General features: G+C 66.9%; 15 protein-coding genes and 1 tRNA gene. 1 reads left to right on the top strand and 15 read right to left on the bottom strand.

The window, feature by feature from the left end; all coding sequences use genetic code 11:
- From FGL91_RS08870 to FGL91_RS08820, 11 genes are all read right to left on the bottom strand, one after another.
- Positions 1-1,122: a LacI family DNA-binding transcriptional regulator gene (locus tag FGL91_RS08870; RefSeq protein ID WP_153243626.1), complete on the bottom strand. Its 1,122-nt coding sequence runs from the start codon at positions 1,120-1,122 to the stop codon at positions 1-3.
- A gap of 103 nt (positions 1,123-1,225) precedes the next feature.
- The gene (locus FGL91_RS08865; protein WP_131491797.1) at positions 1,226-2,107 is read right to left on the bottom strand and encodes a bile acid:sodium symporter family protein; all 882 of its coding nucleotides are present in this window, start codon (positions 2,105-2,107) and stop codon (positions 1,226-1,228) included.
- A 73-nt stretch (positions 2,108-2,180) separates the two neighbouring features.
- Positions 2,181-2,633, bottom strand: coding sequence for a hypothetical protein (locus FGL91_RS08860; RefSeq protein ID WP_153243625.1), 453 nt, complete (start codon positions 2,631-2,633; stop codon positions 2,181-2,183).
- 229 nt (positions 2,634-2,862) lie between these two features.
- Positions 2,863-2,947: transfer RNA gene (locus FGL91_RS08855), tRNA-Tyr, on the bottom strand.
- A gap of 86 nt (positions 2,948-3,033) precedes the next feature.
- Entirely contained in the window at positions 3,034-3,963 is a 930-nt protein-coding gene (locus FGL91_RS08850; protein WP_153243624.1) for a PfkB family carbohydrate kinase, read from the bottom strand.
- A gap of 251 nt (positions 3,964-4,214) precedes the next feature.
- Complete coding sequence (rpoC, locus tag FGL91_RS08845) at positions 4,215-8,090, bottom strand: DNA-directed RNA polymerase subunit beta' (protein WP_047520787.1); 3,876 nt, start codon at positions 8,088-8,090, stop codon at positions 4,215-4,217.
- A gap of 81 nt (positions 8,091-8,171) precedes the next feature.
- The gene (locus FGL91_RS08840; protein WP_047520785.1) at positions 8,172-11,675 is read right to left on the bottom strand and encodes a DNA-directed RNA polymerase subunit beta; all 3,504 of its coding nucleotides are present in this window, start codon (positions 11,673-11,675) and stop codon (positions 8,172-8,174) included.
- Between the two features lie 209 nt (positions 11,676-11,884).
- On the bottom strand, positions 11,885-13,603 hold the full coding sequence (locus FGL91_RS08835; protein WP_153243623.1) for an ABC transporter ATP-binding protein: 1,719 nt from the start codon (positions 13,601-13,603) through the stop codon (positions 11,885-11,887).
- Positions 13,600-14,565: an ABC transporter permease gene (locus FGL91_RS08830; RefSeq protein WP_047520784.1), complete on the bottom strand. Its 966-nt coding sequence runs from the start codon at positions 14,563-14,565 to the stop codon at positions 13,600-13,602. Before FGL91_RS08830 ends, FGL91_RS08835 begins: the two co-directional genes overlap by 4 nt.
- A gap of 34 nt (positions 14,566-14,599) precedes the next feature.
- Positions 14,600-15,604, bottom strand: a complete 1,005-nt coding sequence (locus tag FGL91_RS08825) for an ABC transporter permease (RefSeq protein WP_047520782.1) — start codon at positions 15,602-15,604, stop codon at positions 14,600-14,602.
- 86 nt (positions 15,605-15,690) lie between these two features.
- Entirely contained in the window at positions 15,691-17,364 is a 1,674-nt protein-coding gene (locus tag FGL91_RS08820; RefSeq protein WP_153243622.1) for an ABC transporter substrate-binding protein, read from the bottom strand.
- 163 nt (positions 17,365-17,527) lie between these two features.
- On the opposite strand from FGL91_RS08820, the gene FGL91_RS08815 reads away from it, so the two are divergent.
- On the top strand, positions 17,528-18,448 hold the full coding sequence (locus FGL91_RS08815; RefSeq protein ID WP_153243621.1) for a sugar kinase: 921 nt from the start codon (positions 17,528-17,530) through the stop codon (positions 18,446-18,448).
- Between the two features lie 27 nt (positions 18,449-18,475).
- On the opposite strand, the gene FGL91_RS08810 is transcribed toward FGL91_RS08815, so the two are convergent.
- From FGL91_RS08810 to FGL91_RS08795, 4 genes are read right to left on the bottom strand one after another with little or no spacing between them, the layout of a single operon-like run.
- Positions 18,476-19,342 carry a MurR/RpiR family transcriptional regulator gene (locus tag FGL91_RS08810; protein ID WP_047520776.1) on the bottom strand — a complete coding sequence of 289 codons (867 nt, stop codon included), beginning with the start codon at positions 19,340-19,342 and terminating at the stop codon, positions 18,476-18,478.
- 12 nt (positions 19,343-19,354) lie between these two features.
- Positions 19,355-20,866: a glycoside hydrolase family 3 N-terminal domain-containing protein gene (locus FGL91_RS08805; protein WP_131491790.1), complete on the bottom strand. Its 1,512-nt coding sequence runs from the start codon at positions 20,864-20,866 to the stop codon at positions 19,355-19,357.
- Positions 20,863-21,696, bottom strand: coding sequence for a carbohydrate ABC transporter permease (locus tag FGL91_RS08800; protein WP_047520772.1), 834 nt, complete (start codon positions 21,694-21,696; stop codon positions 20,863-20,865). The genes FGL91_RS08805 and FGL91_RS08800 overlap by 4 nt, the downstream gene beginning before the upstream one ends.
- The gene (locus tag FGL91_RS08795) at positions 21,693-22,667 is read right to left on the bottom strand and encodes a carbohydrate ABC transporter permease (protein WP_047520770.1); all 975 of its coding nucleotides are present in this window, start codon (positions 22,665-22,667) and stop codon (positions 21,693-21,695) included. Before FGL91_RS08795 ends, FGL91_RS08800 begins: the two co-directional genes overlap by 4 nt.
- Positions 22,668-22,676: the final 9 nt, after the last annotated feature.

The following is a 22,676-nucleotide window of genomic DNA, read 5'->3' as shown; positions in this document are numbered from 1 at the left end:
CTATTCTTGGTGCCTGACGCCCACGTCGGGCACCTGATCGGGAGCCGCCGAGCGCGGCCCTTCGGTTGTGTGTGAAGCCCGTCGTCGGTTCTGTTTGGCGACATGCGCCGGCGGCGGGCCCACGGAATCCCGTCGGATGACGGGACAGTCCATTCGGTGCGAGGCGTCCTCATCCCCCTCCGCGCGGACGCCGAGCGCGACCTCCATCGCCCAGCGACCCATCTCGTAGTGGGGCAAAGCGATGGTGGTGAGAGGTGGATCCATTTCTGCGGCGACCAACTGCTGATCGTCGTAGCCGACGACCGAGAGGTCGCGCGGGATTTCGAGGCCGCGATGGTGTGCCGCGGCGTAGACGCCGATCGCCATCCGGTCGTTGAAGCAGAAGATGCCGGTCGGACGCTGGTCCTCGGGCAGATCGAGCAACCGCTCGGTTGCCGCACGCCCGCCCTGCGCAGACGTCTCCCCCGTCACATGGAGCGCGGGATCTACCTCGATGCCCGCCTCGGCCAGCGCTTCGAGGTAGCCCTCGTGACGCAGTCGCGAGGCGATGGGCTCGGGGTCGTCGGTGTCGAGGTACGCGATGCGGCGGTGTCCGGCGGCGAGCAACTCTCGCACCGCGGCCGCACCGCCCACGCGGTCATCGGGCACGACGCTGCGGAAGCCGCCACCCTCGGGGTAGCAGTCGAGCAGCACCGAGCCTCGAGGGAGCCCGGCGGGAACATCGACCGCGCGGTGCCACATGCAGGCGTAGATCATGCCGTCGACCTGCTGTGCCGCCAGGGCGCGGAGGGCATCCGCTTCGATGTCTGCGTCGCCGCCGGTGTCGATGAAGAGCAGGAGGTGATCGTGCTCGCGCGCGGCGTCCTGTGCGCCGGCAAGCATGCGGCCTGCGAACGGGGTCGTCGCGATCTGGTCGGACAGGAGTCCCACGATGCGGGTGCGTTGCGTGCGGAGCCCTCGGGCAACGGCACTGGGGGCGTAGCCGACGGCCTCTGCAGCCGCACGGACACGGACGCGGGTCTGCTCGGAGATGCGCGACTCGGCATCGTTCAGCACGAGCGACACGGTCGTGACCGACACGCCGGCTGCAGCGGCGACATCAGAGATCCGCGCTCTGCCCATCGCGTTCACCTCACTCCGTCGTGTGGCGACCAGATCACCTCGGGCCGCTGTTAAATCGATTTATCAGATGCTAAACCAGGCGTGCGTTCGAGGTCAAGCCCTCTCAGGGCGAGGGAGCCACCGGGGCAGGGACCGCGTGACGGTCTCGGATCAGGAACCCGAAGCCGAACGCGATGAAGAACATCAGCACTCCGTACACCGCGGCGGGGAGGCTCAGCTCCACCGATCCGAGCACCGACTGAGCGATCACGATCGCCAGCGTGGCGTTGTGGATGCCGATCTCGAACGACGTCGCGATCGCCTGGCGCTTCCCGACGCGGAGCATCCGCGGGACGAAGAAGCCGACCGTGAGGCTGATCAGGCAGAACAGCACGGTGATCAGGGCGAGCTGGGTGAAGTTCGAGACGAGGAGGGTCCAGTTCGATGCCACGGCGCCCGCGATCACGACGACCAGGATCACGACGGAGGCGATGCGCACCGGCTTGTCCATGCCGGCGGCGAACTTCGGCCAGAAGCGTCGCACGATCATGCCGAGAGCAACGGGAAGCAGCACGATCGCGAACACCTCCAGTGCCTTCGACCACTGCAGCCCCAGTCGGTCGTCGAACGGCTGGAAGTACGCGATCGCGAAGTTCGTGATGATCGGGAGGGTGATCACGGCGATCACGGAGTTCACGGCGGTCAGCGAGATGTTCAGGGCGATGTCACCGCGGAACAGATGACTGTAGAGGTTCGCCGTGGTCCCGCCCGGCGACGCCGCCAGCATCATCATGCCGACAGCGAGGATCGGTGGCAGCTGGAACGCGAGGACGAGGCCGAAGCAGATGGCCGGCAGCAGCACCAGCTGACACAGCAGGGCGATGATCACCGCCTTCGGCTGCTTCAGCACCCGCGCGAAGTCGGCGAGGGTGAGGCTGAGCCCGAGCCCCAGCATGATGATGCCGAGGGCGACGGGCAGTCCGATGGTGGTCAACGCTGATCCCATGGAACTCAGTGTGGCCGAGAAGGGGCTCCGGTGTCACGCGTATCCGTGAGGATCCCCTTCTCGGCCCGGACGGTCAGGAGCAGACCGTGGAGAGCTCGGTGATGCTGTCGGTGAGCGCCTGCACGTGCTCGCTCATCTTCGAGACGTCCACGTTCGCCGGGTCGGAGCTCGCCTGGTCGAGGAAGTCGACGTACCCCTTCAGGGCGGCTGCGGAATCCTCGGCGGAGGGCTTGACCTCGTCGTTCGACACCTGCTTCGCCGCGTCGTCGACCTTGCCCTGAGCCTCCTTGAAGGCGGCCAGTGCAGCGTTCGGGTCCGACGTGTCGACCGACGAAAGCGACTGCAGGTCCGAAAGGCTCGTGACCATGATGTCGCAGGCCTCTTCCTTGGTCTGCGTGGCGGCCGGCTTGTCCGCCGACTCCGGCTTCTCGTCACTGCCCGAGTCGGAGGCGCCGGCGGCACAGCCGGTGAACAGGAGCGCGAGCAGCGCGATGGAAGCGGCGGTGACGGAGCGAGATGCGTTCATTGTGTATGTATCCTCTGGGCTGTGTACCGGGACCCCGGCTTGTCTCAAGCACACCACGTTACTGGTGCCGCGCCGAGGCACCCGGCATTGGCGGCAGTGTCTGTTCTCGAGGAGTTCAGTGGCGCTTCACCCCTCGACCGAGAGAGGGGCTCCGCGGGCGTGAAATGCGAAATGCCTCCGGGTCCGGAGGCATTTCTGTTCGCGATCGATCGCGCGGAGGTGGTGGTAGTGGTGGCGAGTGAGGGATTCGAACCCCCGAATGCAGAGCAGTCTGATTTACAGTCAGATCCCTTTGGCCGCTTGGGTAACTCGCCAGAGCGCACCCGTCCGACTTGAACAGCCAACCGGGGGCACGAGAGACAAGCATACCCGCCCGAGGCGGGTGCAAGAAATCGAACGGTCAGCTGCCGTTCACACCGCGTCCGGCATCTGCGAGCGACTCGGGCGTCCGCAGCAGACCGCCCTCGGCTCGACAGGTTGCGGCAGCGACATCCATGGCTCGCCGCAGCAACGAACCCCACTCCCCCACGTCTGACGGAGACGCCGCGACCAGGCCTTCCGACACCGCCGCGAGAGTCGCGTCTCCCGCACCGACGGTGTCGATCACGGCACCGGGAAGCTGCGCGATCGGCGCGGAGATGATGCCGGCATCCGCATCGATCGTCGCACCGTCGGCACCCGCGGTCGCAAGGACGGCCGCAGCGCCGAGCCCCCGCAAACGCGCGCGCAACGCGTCGAGGTCACCGTCGTAGAGGATCGCCGCGTCATCTGCTCCGACCTTGACGATGGCCGCCGAAGCCGCGAGGCGTTCGAACCCGCGGACGAACTCCTCCCGGTCGCTGAGCATGCCCGTTCGCGGGTTCGGATCGACCGCCACGCGTGCGTCACCCAGGGCGTCGACGAGGGCATCGACCTCGGTCGGCACGTCGAAAGGGAAACAGCTGATCGCGACGAGACCGGCGTCGGCAATCGCCTGACATGCCTCGTCGGAGTAGCGGACACTGCGCTTCTGCGCGGCCGCATTGAAGACGTACTGCGGCTCGCCGTTCGCCGCCCGCTGCACGATCGCCCGGGACGAGCCGAGCGGAGCCTCACTCGCGATCAGACGCACCCCGTGGTCGGACAAGTACTCACGGATGTGCCCACCGGCCTCGTCGTCGCCCACCATCGCGATCAGCGTCGTCGGCACGCCGAGACGTCGGAGACCGACAGCGACATTGAGTGCCGCACCGCCGACGAGCTCTCGTACCCCGGCGTCGTCCCGGATCTCGTCGATCAAAGCGTCGCCGATCACGACCACGGAAACGGCAGAAGTAGTGTCGTTGCTCACCCGCCGACACTATCGCGCCGCGGGTCGCACGGGGAACGCCGTCAACTCTGAAGGAGTTCTCTCGAAAAGAAGGAGCCTTTCGGGGATGCTCTCCTTCAGAACGCGAGAACTCCTTCAGCCCGTGCGCACTTCAGCACGTGCGAACTCCTACAGACGTGCGCGCTTCAGCACGCGTGACGCGGCCCCCGCCCACCCCGGACACGAAGAAGGCCCCAGGCGAATCGCCTGGGGCCTTCTCACTCAGCACTCACTCAGTTGTAGGTACCGGGCGTGATGTCGTCCGTCGAGAACGCGTCGAAGTCGACGTAGCCGAAGTCGCCGTCAGCGTACGCACCGTCGGATGCGAAGATCCGGTTCGGGTAGCGCTCGCTCTTGGCTTCCTCGGTGGCCTCGACCGTGACGTCGCGGTACTTCGAGAGACCGGTGCCGGCAGGGATGAGCTTTCCGATGATGACGTTCTCCTTGAGACCGACCAGCGGGTCACGCTTGCCCTGCATCGCAGCCTCGGTGAGCACGCGGGTCGTCTCCTGGAAGGAGGCGGCCGACAGCCACGACTCGGTCGCGAGCGACGCCTTCGTGATACCCATCAGCTCCGGACGGCCGGACGCGGGGCGCTTGCCCTCGGACACAGCCTCGCGGTTGATCGACTGGTAGCGCTTGAGGTCGACCATCTCACCCGGGAGCAGGGTCGTGTCGGCGTGATCGACGACGGTGACCTTGCGGAGCATCTGACGGACGATGACCTCGATGTGCTTGTCGTGGATCGGCACACCCTGCGAGCGGTACACGCCCTGGACGCCGCCGACGAGGTAACGCTGCACCTCGCGAGCACCCATGACGCGCATGATCTCCTTGGGGTCGAGCGTGCCGACCTGCAGGGGCTGACCGACGGTGACATGCTGGCCGTCCTCGACGAGAAGCGTCGCACGCTTCAGCACCGGGTAGACCACGGGCTCGTCGCCGCTGTCGGGCGTGAGGATGACCTTCTTGCCCTTGTCGGTCTCGTCGATCGTGATGCGGCCATCAGCCTCGGCGATCGGGGACGCACCCTTGGGGGTACGCGCCTCGAAGAGCTCCTGCACACGGGGAAGACCCTGCGTGATGTCGTCCGCCGAGGCCGAACCACCCGTGTGGAAGGTACGCATCGTCAGCTGGGTACCGGGCTCACCGATCGACTGGGCCGCGATGATGCCGACGGCCTCGCCGATGTCGACGGTCTTGCCGGTCGCGAGCGAACGGCCGTAGCACTGCGCGCAGACACCGACGGCGGAGTCGCAGGTCAGGACCGAGCGCACCTTGATGCTCTCGACACCGAGACCGACGAGCTTGTCGATCAGCACGTCACCCACGTCGTCACCGGCAGCGGCGAGCACCTCGCCCGACGCGCTCACGACATCGGAGGCCAGCGTACGAGCGAACACCGAGTTCTCGACGTTCGCGTCGCGCACGAGCTCACCCTGCGAGTTCGGAGCGGCGATCGGGAGCTCGAGGCCCTTCGACGTGCCACAGTCCTCTTCGCGGATGATGACGTCCTGCGAGACGTCCACCAGACGACGGGTCAGGTAACCCGAGTCGGCGGTACGCAGAGCGGTGTCGGCCAGACCCTTACGGGTACCGTGCGTCGCGATGAAGTACTCCGCCACCGACAGACCCTCGCGGTACGAGGAGATGATCGGACGCGGGATGATCTCACCCTTGGGGTTGTTCACCAGACCACGCATACCGGCGATGTTCCGGATCTGCAGCCAGTTACCACGAGCACCCGAGGACACCATGCGGTTGATGGTGTTGTCCTCCGGGAAGTTCGCCCGCATCGCGGCCTGGACCTCGTCGGTTGCCTCGGTCCAGATCTTGATGAGCTCCTGGCGACGCTCGGAGTCGGTCGTCAGACCCTTCTCGTACTGCGACTGAACCTTCGCGGCCTGCTTCTCGTAGCCGGCGACGATCTCGCCCTTGTTCGGCGGCGTGAGGATGTCGCTCAGGGCGACGGTCACACCGGAACGCGTGGCCCAGTAGAAACCGGCGTCCTTGATGCGGTCCAGCGACGCGGCCGTCTCGACCTTCGGGTACTCCTCGGCCAGCTTGTTGACGATCTGCGACAGCTTGTTCTTGTCGGCCTGCTCGCGAACGAACGGGTAGCCCTTGGGAAGCGTGTCGTTGAAGATCGCCTGACCCAGCGAAGCGTCGACGAGACCGTGACGCTCGTAGCCCTCGGGAGCTTCGCCCTCGAGGAAGGTCAGACCGGGGATGCGGATGCGGATCTTCGCCTGCAGGTCGAGGGTGCCCTCGTCCTTGGCCAGGATCGCCTCGCCCACCGAACCGAACGCACGACCCTCACCGACCGCACCCTCCCTGACCGTGGTCAGGTGGTGCAGACCGATGATCATGTCCTGCGAAGGCAGGGTGACCGGACGACCGTCGGACGGCTTCAGGATGTTGTTCGACGCGAGCATCAGCACGCGGGCCTCGGCCTGAGCCTCGACCGACAGGGGCAGGTGCACAGCCATCTGGTCACCGTCGAAGTCGGCGTTGAACGCCGCGCAGACGAGCGGGTGCAGCTGGATGGCCTTACCCTCGACGAGCTGCGGCTCGAACGCCTGGATACCCAGGCGGTGCAGGGTGGGTGCACGGTTGAGCAGCACCGGACGCTCGCGGATGATCTCTTCGAGCACGTCCCAGACCTCGGGACGGGTGCGCTCGACGGCGCGCTTGGCAGCCTTGATGTTCTGCGAGTGACCGAGATCGATCAGGCGCTTGATGACGAACGGCTTGAAGAGCTCCAGCGCCATCTGCTTGGGCAGACCGCACTGGTGCAGCTTCAGCTGCGGGCCGACGATGATGACCGAACGGCCGGAGTAGTCGACACGCTTTCCGAGCAGGTTCTGACGGAAACGACCCTGCTTACCCTTCAGCATGTCGCTGAGGGACTTCAGGGCACGGTTACCCGTACCGGTGACGGGACGACCGCGGCGACCGTTGTCGAACAGGGCGTCGACGGCCTCCTGCAGCATGCGCTTCTCGTTGTTGACGATGATCTCGGGGGCACCGAGGTCGATCAGACGACGAAGACGGTTGTTGCGGTTGATCACACGACGGTAGAGGTCGTTCAGGTCGGAAGTCGCGAAGCGGCCACCGTCGAGCTGGACCATCGGGCGCAGCTCCGGCGGGATCACCGGGACGACGTCGAGGACCATCGCGGCCGGGCTCATGCCGGTCTCGAGGAACGAGCTGACGACCTTGAGGCGCTTGATCGCACGGATCTTGCGCTGGCCCTTGCCCTCGGAGATCTGCAGACGCAGGTTCTCCGCCTCGGCGACGAGGTCGAACGCCGCGAGGCGACGCTGGATCGACTCGGCGCCCATGTAGGCCTCGAAGTACTGGCCGAAGCGGTCCTGCAGCTCGTGGAAGACGTCGTCCTCCGGGCGCAGGGCACCGACCTCGAGGGTGCGGAAGTCCTCCCACACGCGCTCCAGCTTCAGGATCGCGTCGTCTGCACCCTTGCGGATGAGCGACATCTCCTTCTCAGCGGCGTCCTTGACCTTCTTCTTGGCGTCGGCCTTGGCACCCTCTGCCTCGAGAGCGGCGAGCTCCTCCTCCAGCTTGGCCAGGCGCTCCGCGATCTTGGCGTCGCGACGGTCGCCGAGCGTCTTCAGCTCGAGGCGGATGTTGTTCTCCTGCGTGCCCAGGTCGCGGTGACGAGCTTCCTCGTCGACCGAGATGACCATGTAGGCGGCGAAGTAGATGACCTTCTCGAGGTCCTTCGGCGCCATGTCGAGCAGGTACCCGAGGCGCGAGGGCACGCCCTTGAAGTACCAGATGTGGGTGACCGGAGCAGCGAGCTCGATGTGACCCATGCGCTCACGACGAACGGAGCTCTTGGTGACCTCCACGCCGCAGCGCTCGCAGACGATGCCCTTGAAGCGGACGCGCTTGTACTTGCCGCAGGCGCACTCCCAGTCGCGGGACGGGCCGAAGATCTGCTCTCCGAAGAGACCATCCTTCTCCGGCTTCAGAGTGCGATAGTTGATGGTTTCGGGCTTCTTGACCTCACCGTAGGACCACGCGCGGATGTTCTCTGCGGTGGCCAGGCCGATGCGAAGCTCGTCGAAAGTTGTGGACTCGAGCACTAGTTCTCCTGTGTCGGAAATTCTGTTTGAGAAGTCTGCTTCGGTGTGCCCGGGAGTTGGACCCCCGGGCACACCCGCGGATTAGATCTCGTCGATCGAGGCGGCCTCGAAGCGGCTGGAGATGTTGATACCGAGCTCTTCCGCGGCGCGGAACGCCTCATCGTCGGTGTCGCGGAGGTTCACCAGTGTGCCGTCGGCCGAGAGGACCTCGACGTTCAGGCAGAGCGACTGCATCTCCTTCATGAGCACCTTGAAGGACTCGGGGATGCCGGGCTCCTGGATGTTCTCGCCCTTGACGATCGCCTCGTACACCTTGACGCGGCCGAGGATGTCGTCGGACTTGATCGTGAGGAGCTCCTGGAGCGCGTATGCGGCGCCGTAGGCCTCGAGGGCCCACACCTCCATCTCACCGAAGCGCTGTCCACCGAACTGCGCCTTACCACCGAGCGGCTGCTGGGTGATCATCGAGTACGGACCCGTGGAACGTGCGTGGATCTTGTCGTCGACCAGGTGGTGCAGCTTCAGGATGTACATGTAGCCCACGGAGATCGGGGCCGGGAACGGCTCGCCGGAGCGGCCGTCGAACATCTGGGCCTTTCCGCTCGAGTCGATCAGGCGCACACCGTCGCGGGTCGGGGTCGTGGCGTCGAGGAGACCAGCGATCTCCTCCTCGCTCGCACCGTCGAACACCGGGGTGGCGACCTTCGTACCGGGAGCAGCCTCGAAGGCCTCCTCCGGCAGACGGACGGCCCACTCCGGGGTGCCCTCGACCTTCCAGCCCTGCTTCGCGATCCACCCGAGGTGGGTCTCGAGCACCTGGCCGAAGTTCATTCGACCCGGGATGCCGAGCGGGTTCAGGACGATGTCGACCGGGGTGCCGTCCGCCATGAACGGCATGTCCTCGATCGGGAGGATCTTCGCGATGACACCCTTGTTGCCGTGACGGCCGGCGAGCTTGTCACCCTCGGTGATCTTGCGCTTCTGGGCGATGTAGACCACGACGCGGCGGTTGACACCGGAGCCGAGCTCGTCGTCGCCGTCCTCGGCGTTGAACTCCTTGACCGCGATGATGGTTCCCTGCTCGCCGTGAGGCACCTTCAGGGACGTGTCGCGGACCTCGCGGCTCTTCTCGTTGAAGATCGCGCGCAGCAGACGCTCCTCGGCCGACAGCTCGGTCTCACCCTTCGGCGTGACCTTGCCGACGAGGATGTCGCCGGGGCGGACCTCGGCGCCGATGCGGATGATGCCGCGCTCGTCGAGGTCTTTCAGCAGCTCCGGGCTGACGTTGGGGAGGTCACGGGTGATCTCCTCCTTGCCGAGCTTGGTGTCGCGCGCGTCGACCTCGTACTCCTCGATGTGGATCGAGGAGAGGGTGTCGTCCTTCACCAGGTCCTGGCTCAGGATGATCGCGTCCTCGAAGTTGTAGCCCTCCCACGTCATGAACGCGACGAGGAGGTTCTTCCCGAGGGCCAGCTCGCCGTTCTCGGTGGCGGGGCCATCGGCGATGACCTCTCCGACCTCGACGCGCTCACCGGCGTTGACGACGACCTTCTGGTTGTACGACGTGCCCTGGTTCGAGCGGTCGAACTTGCGGAGGTGGTACTCCTGCGTCCCGCCCTCATCGAGCATGACGACGACGCGGTCTGCGGAGACCTCGGAGACGACACCGGCCTTCTCGGCGGTGAGGACGTCACCGGCGTCGATGGCCGTGTAGCCCTCCATACCGGTTCCGACGAGCGGCGAGTCGCTGCGCAGCAGCGGGACGGCCTGACGCTGCATGTTGGCACCCATGAGGGCGCGCTGTGCGTCGTCGTGCTCGAGGAACGGCACGAGCGAGGTCGCGACCGACACCATCTGGCGCGGGGAGACGTCGATGTAGCCGATGTCTTCCGGCAGGAACATGTCGACCTCGCCGCTGCCGCCCTTGGGGCGGGCCAGGACGTGGCTCTCGATGAAGCGACCCTTGGCATCGAGCGGGGCGTTCGCCTGCGCGATGTTGAAGTCGACCTCTTCGGAAGCCGTGAGGTAGTCGATCTGCTCGGTCACGACGCCGTCGACGACCTTGCGGTACGGGGTCTCGATGAAACCGAACGAGTTGATGCGCGCGAAGGTCGCGAGCGCACCGATCAGACCGATGTTCGGGCCTTCCGGAGTCTCGATCGGGCACATGCGGCCGTAGTGCGAGGGGTGGACGTCACGGACCTCGACGCCGGCGCGGTCACGGGAGAGACCACCGGGTCCGAGCGCGGAGAGACGACGCTTGTTCGTCAGACCTGCGAGCGGGTTGTTCTGGTCCATGAACTGCGACAGCTGCGATGTTCCGAAGAACTCCTTGATCGCGGCGACGACGGGCCGCACGTTGATCAGGGTCTGCGGCGTGATCGCCTCGATGTCCTGCGTGGTCATGCGCTCGCGGACGACGCGCTCCATGCGGGAGAGACCGGTGCGGACCTGGTTCTGGATGAGCTCGCCGACCGCGCGGATGCGACGGTTGCCGAAGTTGTCGATGTCGTCGGTCGCGAGACGGATCTCGGCCTTCTTGCCACCGCGGATGCCCGTGAAGGTCTCCTCGGTGCCTGCGTGCAGGCGGACGAGGTACTTGATCGTGGCCACGATGTCCTCGACGGTGAGCACCGAGGAGGTCAGCGGCTGGTCCAGGCCCAGCTTGTGGTTGATCTTGTAACGACCGACCTTGGCCAGGTCGTAGCGCTTCGGGTTGAAGTAGAAGTTGTCCAGGAGGGCGCGGGCGGCCTCGGCGGCGACCTGCTCGCCCGGACGGAGCTTGCGGTAGATGTCGCGGAGCGCATCTTCCTTCGTGACGATCGTGTCCTTCGCGAGCGTCTCCTCGATCGAGGTGTAGCCGGCGAACTCGGCGAGGATCTCCTCGCTGGTCATGCCCAGCGCCTTGAGGAAGACGGTGACCGACTGCTTGCGCTTGCGGTCGACGCGCACGCCGACCTGGTCGCGCTTGTCGATCTCGAACTCGAGCCATGCACCACGGCTCGGGATGACGCGCGCCGACACGATGTCCTTGTCGGACGTCTTGTCGGGGGTCTTGTCGAAGTAGACACCCGGGGAGCGGACCAGCTGCGAGACGACGACGCGCTCGGAGCCGTTGATGATGAACGTGCCCTTGTCGGTCTGCAGCGGGAAGTCGCCCATGAAGACCGTCTGGGTCTTGATCTCACCCGTGAGGTGGTTCATGAACTCGGCCTCGACGTACAGCGGAGCGGCGTAGGTCTTGCCACGCTCCTTGCACTCCTCGATCGAGTACTTCTCCGGCTCGAGGTAGGGGTTCGTGAACGACAGCTGCATCGTCTCGCCGAGGTCCTCGATCGGAGAGATCTCCTCGAAGATCTCGCCCAGACCGCTGTTCTCGTTGACGTCCGTGCGCCCCTGCTTCTTGGCCTCGGCCACGCGCGCCTTCCAGGCGTCGTTGCCGACCAGCCAACCGAAGGATTCGGTCTGCAGAGCGAGAAGGTCAGGGACCGTCAGCGTGTCGGAGATCTTGGCGAACGAAAGACGGGAAGCTCCGCGTCCGTTCTTGGTGGTGGTGGATGTGGATGCGTTGCGAGCAGCAGCCAAGGGAATAACCTCCGTGAGCCCCGCAGGGCTTCTCGATTCCTTTGTCGTCAGGTGGAGTGTGCGCTCGAGAACTCAACGAAATGCCGACCACCATATGAGGGCAGGGAGGAGCGAGCGCAACTACCAACTATACGCACGATTGTGCGACATGGCAAGCGCAGTCCTTGACCAATGTGGGAAGCTGCGGTATGAGCCCTGGCCCGGTGCTCTCAGGACGCGATGTTCAGCTCGTTGCCGGGGATCGAGGCCAGCAGTCGCCGCGTGTACGGGTCCCGCGGGTTGGTGAAGATCTCCTCCGACGTCGCCGCCTCGACGAGCCTGCCGTCCTTCATGACGCAGACGTAGTCGCTGATCAGTCGCACCACGGCGAGGTCGTGGGAGATGAACAGATAGCTCAGTCCGTACTCCCGCTGCAGGTCGCCGAGCAGCGTGAGGATCTGGTCCTGCACCAGCACGTCGAGCGCCGAGACCGGCTCGTCGCAGACGATCACGTCGGGAGAGAGCGCGAGGGCCCGCGCGATCGCGACGCGCTGCCGCTGACCTCCGGACAGCTCGGACGGGTAGCGACGCAGCATCGACTGCGGCAGCGCCACGTCGTCCAGCAGCTGCCGTACGCGCTTGCGTCGATCGGCTCCGCTGCCCCTCTTGTAGAACTCCAGAGGTTCGGCGATCAGACGCTCGATCGTGAACATCGGGTTCAGGCTCGAGTACGGATCCTGGAAGATGGGCTGCACCTGCTGGCGGAACTCGCGCGTCTCGGCCCGCGAGAGCGCCGAGATGTCCTTGCCCTCGTAGCGGATCAGTCCGCTCGTGGGCTCGATCACCTTCAGCAGCATCCGCGCGGTCGTGGTCTTCCCCGAGCCGGACTCCCCCACGATCGCGACCGTCTCCCCGCGCGGGATGACCAGCGACACGTCGTCGACGGCCACGAAGTCCTCGCCACGCCCGCGCACCGGGTACACCTTGGTGAGGTTCTCGATCTCGACGATGTTGTCGGCGGGGACGGTCCCGGCGGCATCCGTCTCTGCGGCATCCGTCTCTGCGGTGCGCTCCTGCACCCGGAAGGCCTCCGGCCGCAGTCGGGCGGCGGCGACCGAGGGAGCGGCCTTCACCAGAGACTGCGTGTACGGATGCTGCGGATCCTCCAGGATCTGCCGCGCGGCCCCTTGCTCGACGACCTTGCCGCGGTGCATCACGATCACGCGCTCCGCGCGCTCAGCGGCGAGCCCGAGGTCGTGGGTGATGAGCAGCACGGCCGTTCCCAGCTCGCGGGTCATCTGGCCGATCTGATCGAGGATGGTCTGCTGCACGGTCACATCCAGGGCGCTGGTCGGCTCGTCGGCGATCAGCAGTCGCGGCTTGCACGCCAGACCGATCGCGATGAGCGCGCGCTGGCGCATGCCGCCGGAGAACTCGTGCGGGTACTGCTTCGCACGCCGCTCCGGGTCGGGAAGGCCCGCGGCCGTGAGTGCCTCCACCACCTTGGCCTGCACATCCTGCCGGGTCGCGAGACCGTGGGCGAGCAGCGTTTCGGCGACCTGCGTGCCGATCTTGGCCACCGGGTTCAGGTTCGACATCGGATCCTGTGGGACGAGACCGATGTCCCGGCCGCGGATCGTGCGCAGCTCGTTCTCCGAGGCGTGGGTGATGTCCTTCCCGTCGAGCCGGATGCTCCCGGAGGCCACTTTCCCGCCCCCCGCGAGCAGTCCGATGATCGCCATCGCGGTGGTCGACTTGCCCGAACCGGACTCGCCGACGATCGCGACGGTCTCGCCCGGACGGATCTCGAGGTCCACACCTTCGACGGCGTGCACGACCCCGTCCATGGTGGCGAAGTCCACGGCGAGTCCTTGGACCGACAGCAACGGCTCGGTCGACATCTGATTCTCCTTCACGGCGCGCGTCGCGCCTTCGTCGCGCGCGTTCATCGCGCCCTCGTCCGCGGGTCCATCGCCTCGCGCAACGCCTCGCCGAGGAGGGTGAAGCCGAGCGCGGTGACGGCGATGCAGATGCCGGGGAGGAACGCGAGCCACGGGGCGATCGCGAGTTCGGACTGTGCGTAGGTGAGCATGCGCCCCCACTCGGCCGTCGCGGGGCCGCCGCCGCCGAGACCGAGGAACGACAGCGCCGCCGCATCGATCACGGCGGTCGCGAGCGTCAGCGTCCCCTGCACGATCACGGGGCCGATGGCGTTGGGGAGCACGTGCGACATGGTGATCTTGCCGCGGCCGAGGCCGAGCGTCTGCGCCGACAGGACGTAGTCACTCGAACGCTGCTGCAGCATCGACGCACGGAGCAGCCGCGCGAAGATCGGCACCTGGGACGCACCGATGGCGATCATCACGGCGAACGGGGTCTGCCCGAGGATCGCGGCGATCGACACCGCGAGCAGCAGGTTCGGCACCGAGAGGATGATGTCGACCACGCGCATGATCACGGTGTCGACCCAGCCGCCGAACGTCCCGGCGATGAGGCCGAGGATCATGCCGCCGACGAGGCCCATCGCGGTGGAGATGACACCGATCAGGAGTGATGCCTGCGCGCCCCAGATCAGCTTCGACAGCACGTCCCCACCGAAGCGGTCGAGGCCGAGCGGGAACTCCGGCAGCTCCCCCGGACCGGGGATGTGGGTCGGCGTGATGTACTTCGCCCCGGGAAGCGCCGTCTCCGGGTACGGAGCCAGCCAGGGGGCGAGTGCGGCGACGAGCAGGAACAGCAGCACGATGACGGCGCCGATCCAGGCCGTGGGATTGCGACGGAGGCGGCGGAACACGTCCTGCCAGAATCCGCCGGAGCTCTTCTTCAGGTCGGCCTGCGCGATCGCGACGGTGTCGATGCCGCCGCCGCTCTCTGCCGATGGCCCCTGGGCGGGCGGAAGAGGGATGCTCATGCGACCGCCTCCTTTCGGACGATGGAGAGGGACATCACTGCACCCTCACTCTCGGGTCGATGAAGCTGTAGGAGACATCGACCGCCAGGTTGATCAGCGCGTACGCGATCGCGATGAAGATGATGAAACCCTGAAGGACCGGGAAGTCCCTGGTGAAGATCGCCCTCGCCAGGAACGAGCCGATGCCGGGGAAGGCGAACACCGTTTCGGTGAGCACCGCCCCGGAGATCAGGAGTCCGGTCTGCAGGCCGATCGTGGTGATCACCGGGAGCATGGCGTTGCGCAGGATGAAGCGGTTGCGCAGCGTCGGAGAACCGACGCCCTTCGCCCGGCCGGTGCGCACGTAGTCCGCGTTCTGGACTTCCAGCACACTCGCCCTGGTGATGCGCACGATGATCGCGAGCGGGATCGTCCCGAGCGCGAGGGCCGGCAGGATCAGATGCAGGATCGCGTCCCATGCGGCGTCGAATTCACCGGTGATGATGCCGTCCCACACATAGAACCCCGTGGGATGCGTGGCGTCTATTCGAGGATCCTGTCGTCCGTCAGACGGCAGCCAGCCCAGCTGCACGGCGAACACGTACTTCAGGATGAACGCCAGGAAGAACACCGGGATCGTGATGCCGACGAGGCTCAGCACGACCGATGCGTGGTCGGTGAACTTGCCGTGACGGCGGGCCGCCCAGTAGCCCAGCGGGATACCGATGCCGACCGCGAAGATGAGCGCCATGACGCTCAGCTCCAGCGTCGCGGGGAACCGGCGGAGGAACTCCTCCGTCACCGGCCGGTTCGTCTGGATGGACGTTCCGAAGTCGCCCTGCAGGAGTCGGCCGATCCAGGTGAAGTACTGCTGGATGATCGGCTCGTCGAAGCCGTACAGCTCGTTGACCCTGGCGATGGCCTCGGGGGTGGCCTTCTCACCGAGGAGGGCGACCGCGGGGCCGCCGGGAAGGGCCCTGACCCAGGCGAACAGCAGGATGCTGAGCCCGAACAGGGTGGGGATGAGGAACAGCAGTCGCCTGCCGATGGTGCGCAGCACGAAGATCTCCGTCGATCGGAAGGTACGCCGCTCCCCGGTCCCGCGGAGTGCGCGGGACCGGGGCTCGACGTATCACACGGTCAGGCCTACTTGGTGAGGACGATGTCGGTGAAGACCTCGTCGTTCACGGGGCTGGCCGGGTAGCTCTCCACGCGCGGGTCGAACGCCAGGGTCGGCGCCGGGTGTGCGAGCGGGACACCGGGGATGAACGTGGCGACCATCTCGTTGATCTCCTCGTACAGCGCGGTCTGCTCCTCGAGGTTGGAGACGCCGCGCGCCTCGGTCAGCTTCTGGAACAGCTCCGGGTTGTCGAAGCCCCACTCGGAGCTCTTCTGTCCGAAGAAGACGCCGACGAAGTTGTCGGTGTCGTTGTAGTCACCGGTCCAGCCCAGCAGGTGGATGCCGTGGTCGGCCGTGCCGGTGGTGCGGTCGAGGTACTCGACCCACTCCTCCGAGACCGGGGTGGTCTCCACGCCGACTTCGGAGAGCTGCGACGACAGGACCGTGTAGATCTGCTCGGGGTCCGGCATATAGGGACGAGAGACGTTGACCGGGTAGTTGAACGTCAGCTTCAGCGGGTTCACCTCGTCGTAGCCCGCCTCGGCCAGCAACGACTTGGCCTTCTCGGGGTCGTAGTCGAAGGTCGTCACGTCCGGGTTGTAGCCGTTGACGACCTCGGGGACGAACTCGATCGCCTTCTGCGTGCCCTCGGGGAGCACCTGGCTGATCAGGGCGTCCTTGTCGACGGCGTACGACAGCGCCTCACGGACCTTCGGGTCCTGGAGCTCCGGGACGGCCTGGTTGAACGCGAGGTACAGGATCGTGAACGGCGGGCGCGAGACCATCGTGAACCCGTCGTCGGCGAGGGCCTTGGTGTCGGCGGGGCCGACGAGGTCGTAGCCGTCGATCGAGCCGGACTCGAGTGCCTGGCGGCGGGCGGTCGGGTCATCGATCGTGCGGAAGATGATCTCGTCGATCTGACCGGCATCGCCCCAGTAGTCGTCGTAGGCCGTGAGCGTGACCTGCTCGCCCGGTGCCCACTCCTCGAACTGGTACGGCCCGGTACCCACCGGGTGTCCCATCGCGTACTCGGACAGCTGCGGTGCCTCGGCAGAACCGCTGACGTCGTCGGCGCCGAACTCCTGCATGGCCGACGGGCTCTGCATGGCGAACGAGGGCAGCGAGAGGGAAGCGACGAAGCCGGCGAACGGCTTGTTCAGGTCGACCGTGACCGAGTAGTCGCCGTCCGGGGTGCACGACTTGTAGACGGCATCCGCCGCGTTGGAGGCGTACCCCTTGAAGAGCTTGTTGTAGTAGTAGCCGAAGGCCTCAGAGGCGGCCAGACCGGTCCAGTTGAACCAGCGGTCGAAGTTGGCGCACACGGCCTCGGCGTTGAACGGCGTCCCGTCCTGGAAGGTCACGTTCTCCTTGAGCGTGAACGTGTGCGACATGCCGTCCTCGGACGACTCCCACTTCTCGGCGAGGAGCGGCGCGGGGTCGGCGGTGCCGGGCTCGGTGCCGACGAGACCCTCGAAGATCTGACGCGAGACGCGGAAGCTCTCGCCGTCCTGCGCGAACGCGGGGTCGAGGCTCGCCGGGTCGGAGGACGCCGCGAAGACGAACGTCCCGTCCACGTCGCCGGAGCCCTCGGCGCCGTCATCCCCTCGTTCGCTCGCGACGCACCCGGCGAGGGCGAGAGCGGCGATCGTGGCTCCGGCTGCGGCGATGAGACCTCGCCGACGCTTGACTGATTGGTGCATTGTGTGACCTTCCCTGTCGGGCGCTTCTTTGCGCGTCCCGAAGCCTCTTCGCCTCGGGGACGGTGATGACTAGACGGTACCCAGCGGATCCTCAGATACCAAACGCATCCAGGTTGCAATCCGGTATCGGCGCGACCGGCGTCGATCCGGTAGTGTCCAGATCGTGCCCGACTCCCCCACGCTCGCCGTCTGCTTCGGAGAAGGTATGGTCGCCCTGGTCGCGGCCGCCGCGGGACCGCTCGAGGACTGCCGGACCTTCCACCGCTCCCTCGCGGGAGCCGAGTGGAACACCGCGATCGCCCTGGCGTCCGCCGGTATCCGCACCGCCGTCGTCTCGCGCGTCGGCGATGACGGGTTCGGTCGCTTCCTCAGGGCGGAGCTGCGCGCCCACGACGTCGACGATTCCGCGGTGCAGGTCGACGCCGACGCGCCGACCGGACTCTATGTGAAGGAGCTCGCCCCGCGAGCGGATGGCGCGGTCGACGGCACGATGCACTACTACCGGTCGGGTTCCGCGGCCTCGGCGATGTCCCCGCAGACGTTGGCCGAGCCGAGGACCTCCGCACTCCTCGCCGAGGCGGCGCTCGTGCACACCTCCGGAATCACCCCGGCCCTGTCCGCATCGGCACTCGCGGCGCAGGAATCGCTGTTCGCAGACCGGCGTCCCGACAGTCTGCTCAGCTTCGACCTGAACTGGCGGCCCGCGCTGTGGCGTGGCCGCGTGGCGGAGGGGAAGTCGGTCGTGTCGGACTTCGTCCGCCGGGCCGACATCGTGTTCTGCACCCGTCCCGACGCCGAGGCGGTGTTCGAGACCAGTGACCCGCAGGAGCTCCGTGTGCTCTTCCCCGAGCCCCGGTACCTGCTGGTCACCGACTCCGGCGGCGCCGTCGCCTACGACGGCATCGAACGTGCCGAGAGTGAAGCGCTCGACGCCCCCGTCGTCGAGACGATCGGTGCTGGGGATGCCTTCGCCGCCGGATTCCTGGCCGGCGTCCTCACCGGACTCTCACTCACGGGAAGCCTCGCCCGCGGACACCGCATCGCGACGCGCGCGCTCGTCAGCACCCGCGACCACGTCGACTGACACGCCCTCGGTCCAGGAAGAGTGACCTCAGGGCCTCCGTCGCGACGGAACCGCGTCGTGCGTGCGCTGCAACGACACGGCCACCGGTTCACCGCTGTGCTGCACGACGCGGACGAAGAGCACGTCGACCAGGGCGAGCTGGGCGATGCGGCTCGACATCGCGGCCATCCGGAACGGCGACTCCCGCGCGTGCGTGAGCAGCACGACATCCGCCGCGAGCGCCACCGGTGAATCGGCCACGCTGGTCACCGCGACCGCCAGGGCTCCGGCATCGCGCGCGACGTCGAGAGCACGGATCGTCTCGGCGGTCTCGCCGCCGTGCGAGAACGCGATCGCCACATCACCGGTGGTGCGCAGGGCGGCGGCGGTCACCGCGAGATGCGGATCCGAGGAGTGCGAGACCGAGCATCCGATGCGGGACAGCTTCAGCAGCAGGTCCTGCGCCGTCAGGGACGACGCCGCCTGCCCGAAGAGGTCGATGTGCCGTGCACCGACCACCGCGCGGGCGACCCGGTCGAGGGCATCGGCATCGAGGGCGAGCGCGGTCTGCTCGATTGCGTCGATCTCCTGCGCGGCGAGCTTGGCCGCGATGGCCGTCGGCCCGTCCTCCCGGTCGATCGCCGTGGTGTCCAGGCCGAAGCGCGCCTGCTGCGCCTGCGCGAGCGTGATGGCACGCGCGACCGCGACCCGGAGTTCCCGATACCCGGAGTAACCCAGGGACTGGGCATAGCGGGCGACCGTCGACAGGGACGTGTGGCAGAGCTGGGCGAGATCGTTGATCGCGAGGTCCACGACGAGCGTGGGGTCTCCGAGGATCGTCTCGGCAACCCGTGCCTCTGCGGCACTCACCTTCGGAAGGGAGCGTCGCACCCGAGCGAGAACGTCATCGTCCATGGGGGTCCTGTCTCAGCCGGCGCTGTTCATCCTCTGCGTCACGGCGAAGCGCCCCAGGAGTGCTTCCCTCGCCATCTGCGCACCGAGCCTACTGGCAGCGGCGACCTCGATGGTGGGCAGCGGAAGGGGACTCCGCGTCGGAAGACCGACGTTGACGACGACCGCTCCGGGATCACGGACAGCCGTCCGCTCGACGAGAGAGCGCTGCGCGGCATCCGTGTCCGGCCTGTCGATCAGCAGCACCGTCGTACCGGGCGCCGCCGTGACCTCGTCGAGCACACGGTCCTGCTCCGGCAGGTCGGTGGACGCGACGTCCAGGCGCACACAGAGTCCGTCTGCGGCGAGGGCATTCGCCACGTACGATCCCGCACTGTCGACGGCGAGGGTCGACCGGCGGCGCGCGTCGATGACCGCGAGGGCCGTGGCTGCCTCGGGGGCATCGCCGGAGACCGTCACCGTCCGACGCACGATCTCCGCGGCGTCGTAGTCGTCCGGGTCGTCGTGCCCGAGCTCTGCGGCGGCGCGCAGCTTGGTGGCGAGTGCGGCGACGCGAGCGGCCGCCTCCTCCACGCGCGCACGGGAGAGCGAGCCGTCGCGCAACGCGGCGACGATCCCGTCCCTGGCGGCGTGGAAGTCCCGTTCGTCCTGGTCCACAAGCGCGGCGTCACCCGGGTTGGTCGGGTTGCCGATGCAGAGGAGGTCGGCCCCGGCAGCGAGGGCGAGCGCCGCTCCCCCGCCGAGTCCGACCGTCTCGCGGATGGCGGCCATGTCCAGCGCATCCGTGATGATGACGCCGTCATAGCCCCAGTCGCGCAGCTTTCCGAGCACGCGGGGGTTGAGCGTCGCGGGCTGCTCGCCCCACGCCGGGACCACGATGTGGGCGGTCATCACGGCATCGACGCCGGCATCGACCGCCGCGCGGAACGGCTCCAGGTGCACCCGTTCGAACTCCTCGACGTCGAGAGTGATCTCGGGAAGGGAGTGGTGCGAGTCGAGGTGGGTGTCGCCGTGGCCGGGGAAGTGCTTCACGCACGCGGCGACCGCGGAGTCCTGGATGCCGTCGATCGTCGCGACCACGTGACGGGAGACGAGCGCCTCGTCGTCACCGAAGGCCCGCACGCCGATCACCGGGTTGCGAGGGTCGGTGTTGACGTCGGCGACTGGACCGAGCACGACGTTCGCGCCGACCGCACGCACCCGCCGGGCGAGTTCCGCGCCGGTCCGCTCCGAGGCGACCAGGTCGTCGAGGAGCCCGAGCTGAGCGGCTCCGGGCACGGTGGAGCCGGTGGCGGATTCGAGGCGCGTGACGCTGCCGCCCTCTTCGTCGATGCCGATCAGGGCGTTCGGGTTCGCGTCGAGGATCTCGGCGCTCAAGGCCGGGAGTCCTTCGCCGACGTTCTGGCCGAAGTACACCACGCCGGCCAGGCCGTCACGCAGTTCCTGGCGCAACCACTCGGGTGCTTCGGTGCCGAAGAATCCCGGCCACAGCACACCGTTCGCGAGGCGCTCGAGCTCGTCGGTCATCCCTTCACCGCTCCTGCGACCATGCCCGAGGCGAGCTTGCGCTGCACGAGGACGAAGAAGATCATGACCGGGACCGTGATGATGGTCGAGGCCGCCATGATGCTGCCCCAGTCGTTGGAGTAGAGGCCGAAGAACGACTTCAGACCGATCGAGACCGTGTACTGGTCGGTCTGCGCGCCGAGGATCGTCATCGCGAAGATGAACTCGTTCCACGCGGTGATGAAGCTGAAGATGCTCGTCGCGACCAGACCGGGCATGACCAGGGGCAGCAGCACCGAACGGAACATCCGCCACCAGCTCGCGCCGTCGATGTACGCGGCCTCTTCGAGCTCGACGGGGACGGCGGCCACGAAGCCGCGCAGCATCCAGATGCCGAACGCGAGGGACAGCGCGACATACACGACCATGAGTCCGAGGATGCTGTTGAGCAGACCGAGGCTCTTGACCTGGAGGAAGAGCGGGATGACGAGCGCCTCGAGCGGCACCATCTGCACGATGAGGATCATCATCAGGATCATGGTGCGGAACTTGAACTTGAACCGCGCGACCGCGACCGCGGCGAGCAGACACACGAGCGCACTGACGAGCACGGTGACGAGCGCGACGATCGCCGAGTTGCGGAGGTAGGTGCCGAAGCCGCCCTCGGTCAAGACGAAGGCGAAGTTGTCCCACGTGAATTCCTGGGGGACCAACGACTGCCCACCGCTGGAGGCCTTGGCGTCGAAGGCGCTGGAGACCATCCAATAGACGGGGAACAGGGTGAAGATCAGGACCGCGGCGACCGCGATGCCGGTGCCGATGCGGGAGCGGAGCCTCGGACGCGGGTTCACAGCTCGTCCTCCTTCATGAGGGAGCGGATGTAGACGATCGTGATGCCGATGAGCACGAGGGTGAGCAGCACGGCGAGAGCGGCACCGAATCCGTAGCGGTTCTGTCCGAAGGACTCGACGTAGGACCAGACACCGAGGTTCAGCACCTGACGGTTGCCACCCCCGCCGCCGGGCATCAGGTACACCTGTGCGAAGACCTTGAAGTCCCAGATGGTCGAGAGGATGATCACGACCGAGAACACGGGCCTGAGCGTCGGGAAGATGATCTTCCAGAAGCGGCGCCAGGCGCCCGCACCGTCGAGCGCTGCGGCTTCGAGCATCTCCTTCGAGACGCCGAGGAGGCCGGCCAGCACGGTGATCGCCACGAACGGGAAGCCGTGGTGGACCACGTTGAGGAGCACGATGGCGTAGAACGACCACTGGTTCGTGAACCAGTTGACCGGATCGCTCATGAGCCCCAGGTCCATGAGGACCTGGTTGAAGATGCCGCGGTCGGCATCGAAGATGAAGGTCCAGACGTACGTGCCGGTCACGGCGGGCATCGCCCACGCGACCATGATGCAGCTGGAGACGATGACCCGCCAGGTCGTGCCGAGGCGCGCGAGGAGCAGGGCCACGAGCGTGCCGACGGCCACGGTGACGAACACCGCGACGGCGGCGAACCCGACCGTGTTGGGCAGCACCACCGTCCAGAGAGTCGGGTTGGTGAGCGCCTCGACGTAGTTGTCGAAGCCGATCCAGTTGTTCTCCCCGGTGTTGATCTCACGCAGGCCGTAGTCCTGCAGCGAGTAGATGAACACCTGGACGAGCGGCCAGAGCATGAGCACCGCGAGGATGGCCAGCCCGGGCGCGAGAAGGAGCCAGGGGCGGGCCGCGACGATCGAGAGACCGCGTCGCTTCCGGCCGCCGGCCACGGAGGCGGAGGTGGACTCCGCCTTCGTGGCCGGCAGTGGCGCTTGCACCATCGACATGGAAGGGAT

This window comes from Microbacterium sp. CBA3102, from assembly GCF_007954505.1.
Classification (GTDB): domain Bacteria; phylum Actinomycetota; class Actinomycetes; order Actinomycetales; family Microbacteriaceae; genus Microbacterium; species Microbacterium aurugineum.
Note: the sequence above shows the minus strand (reverse complement) of the source record. Positions and strands in the feature narration are given on the sequence as shown.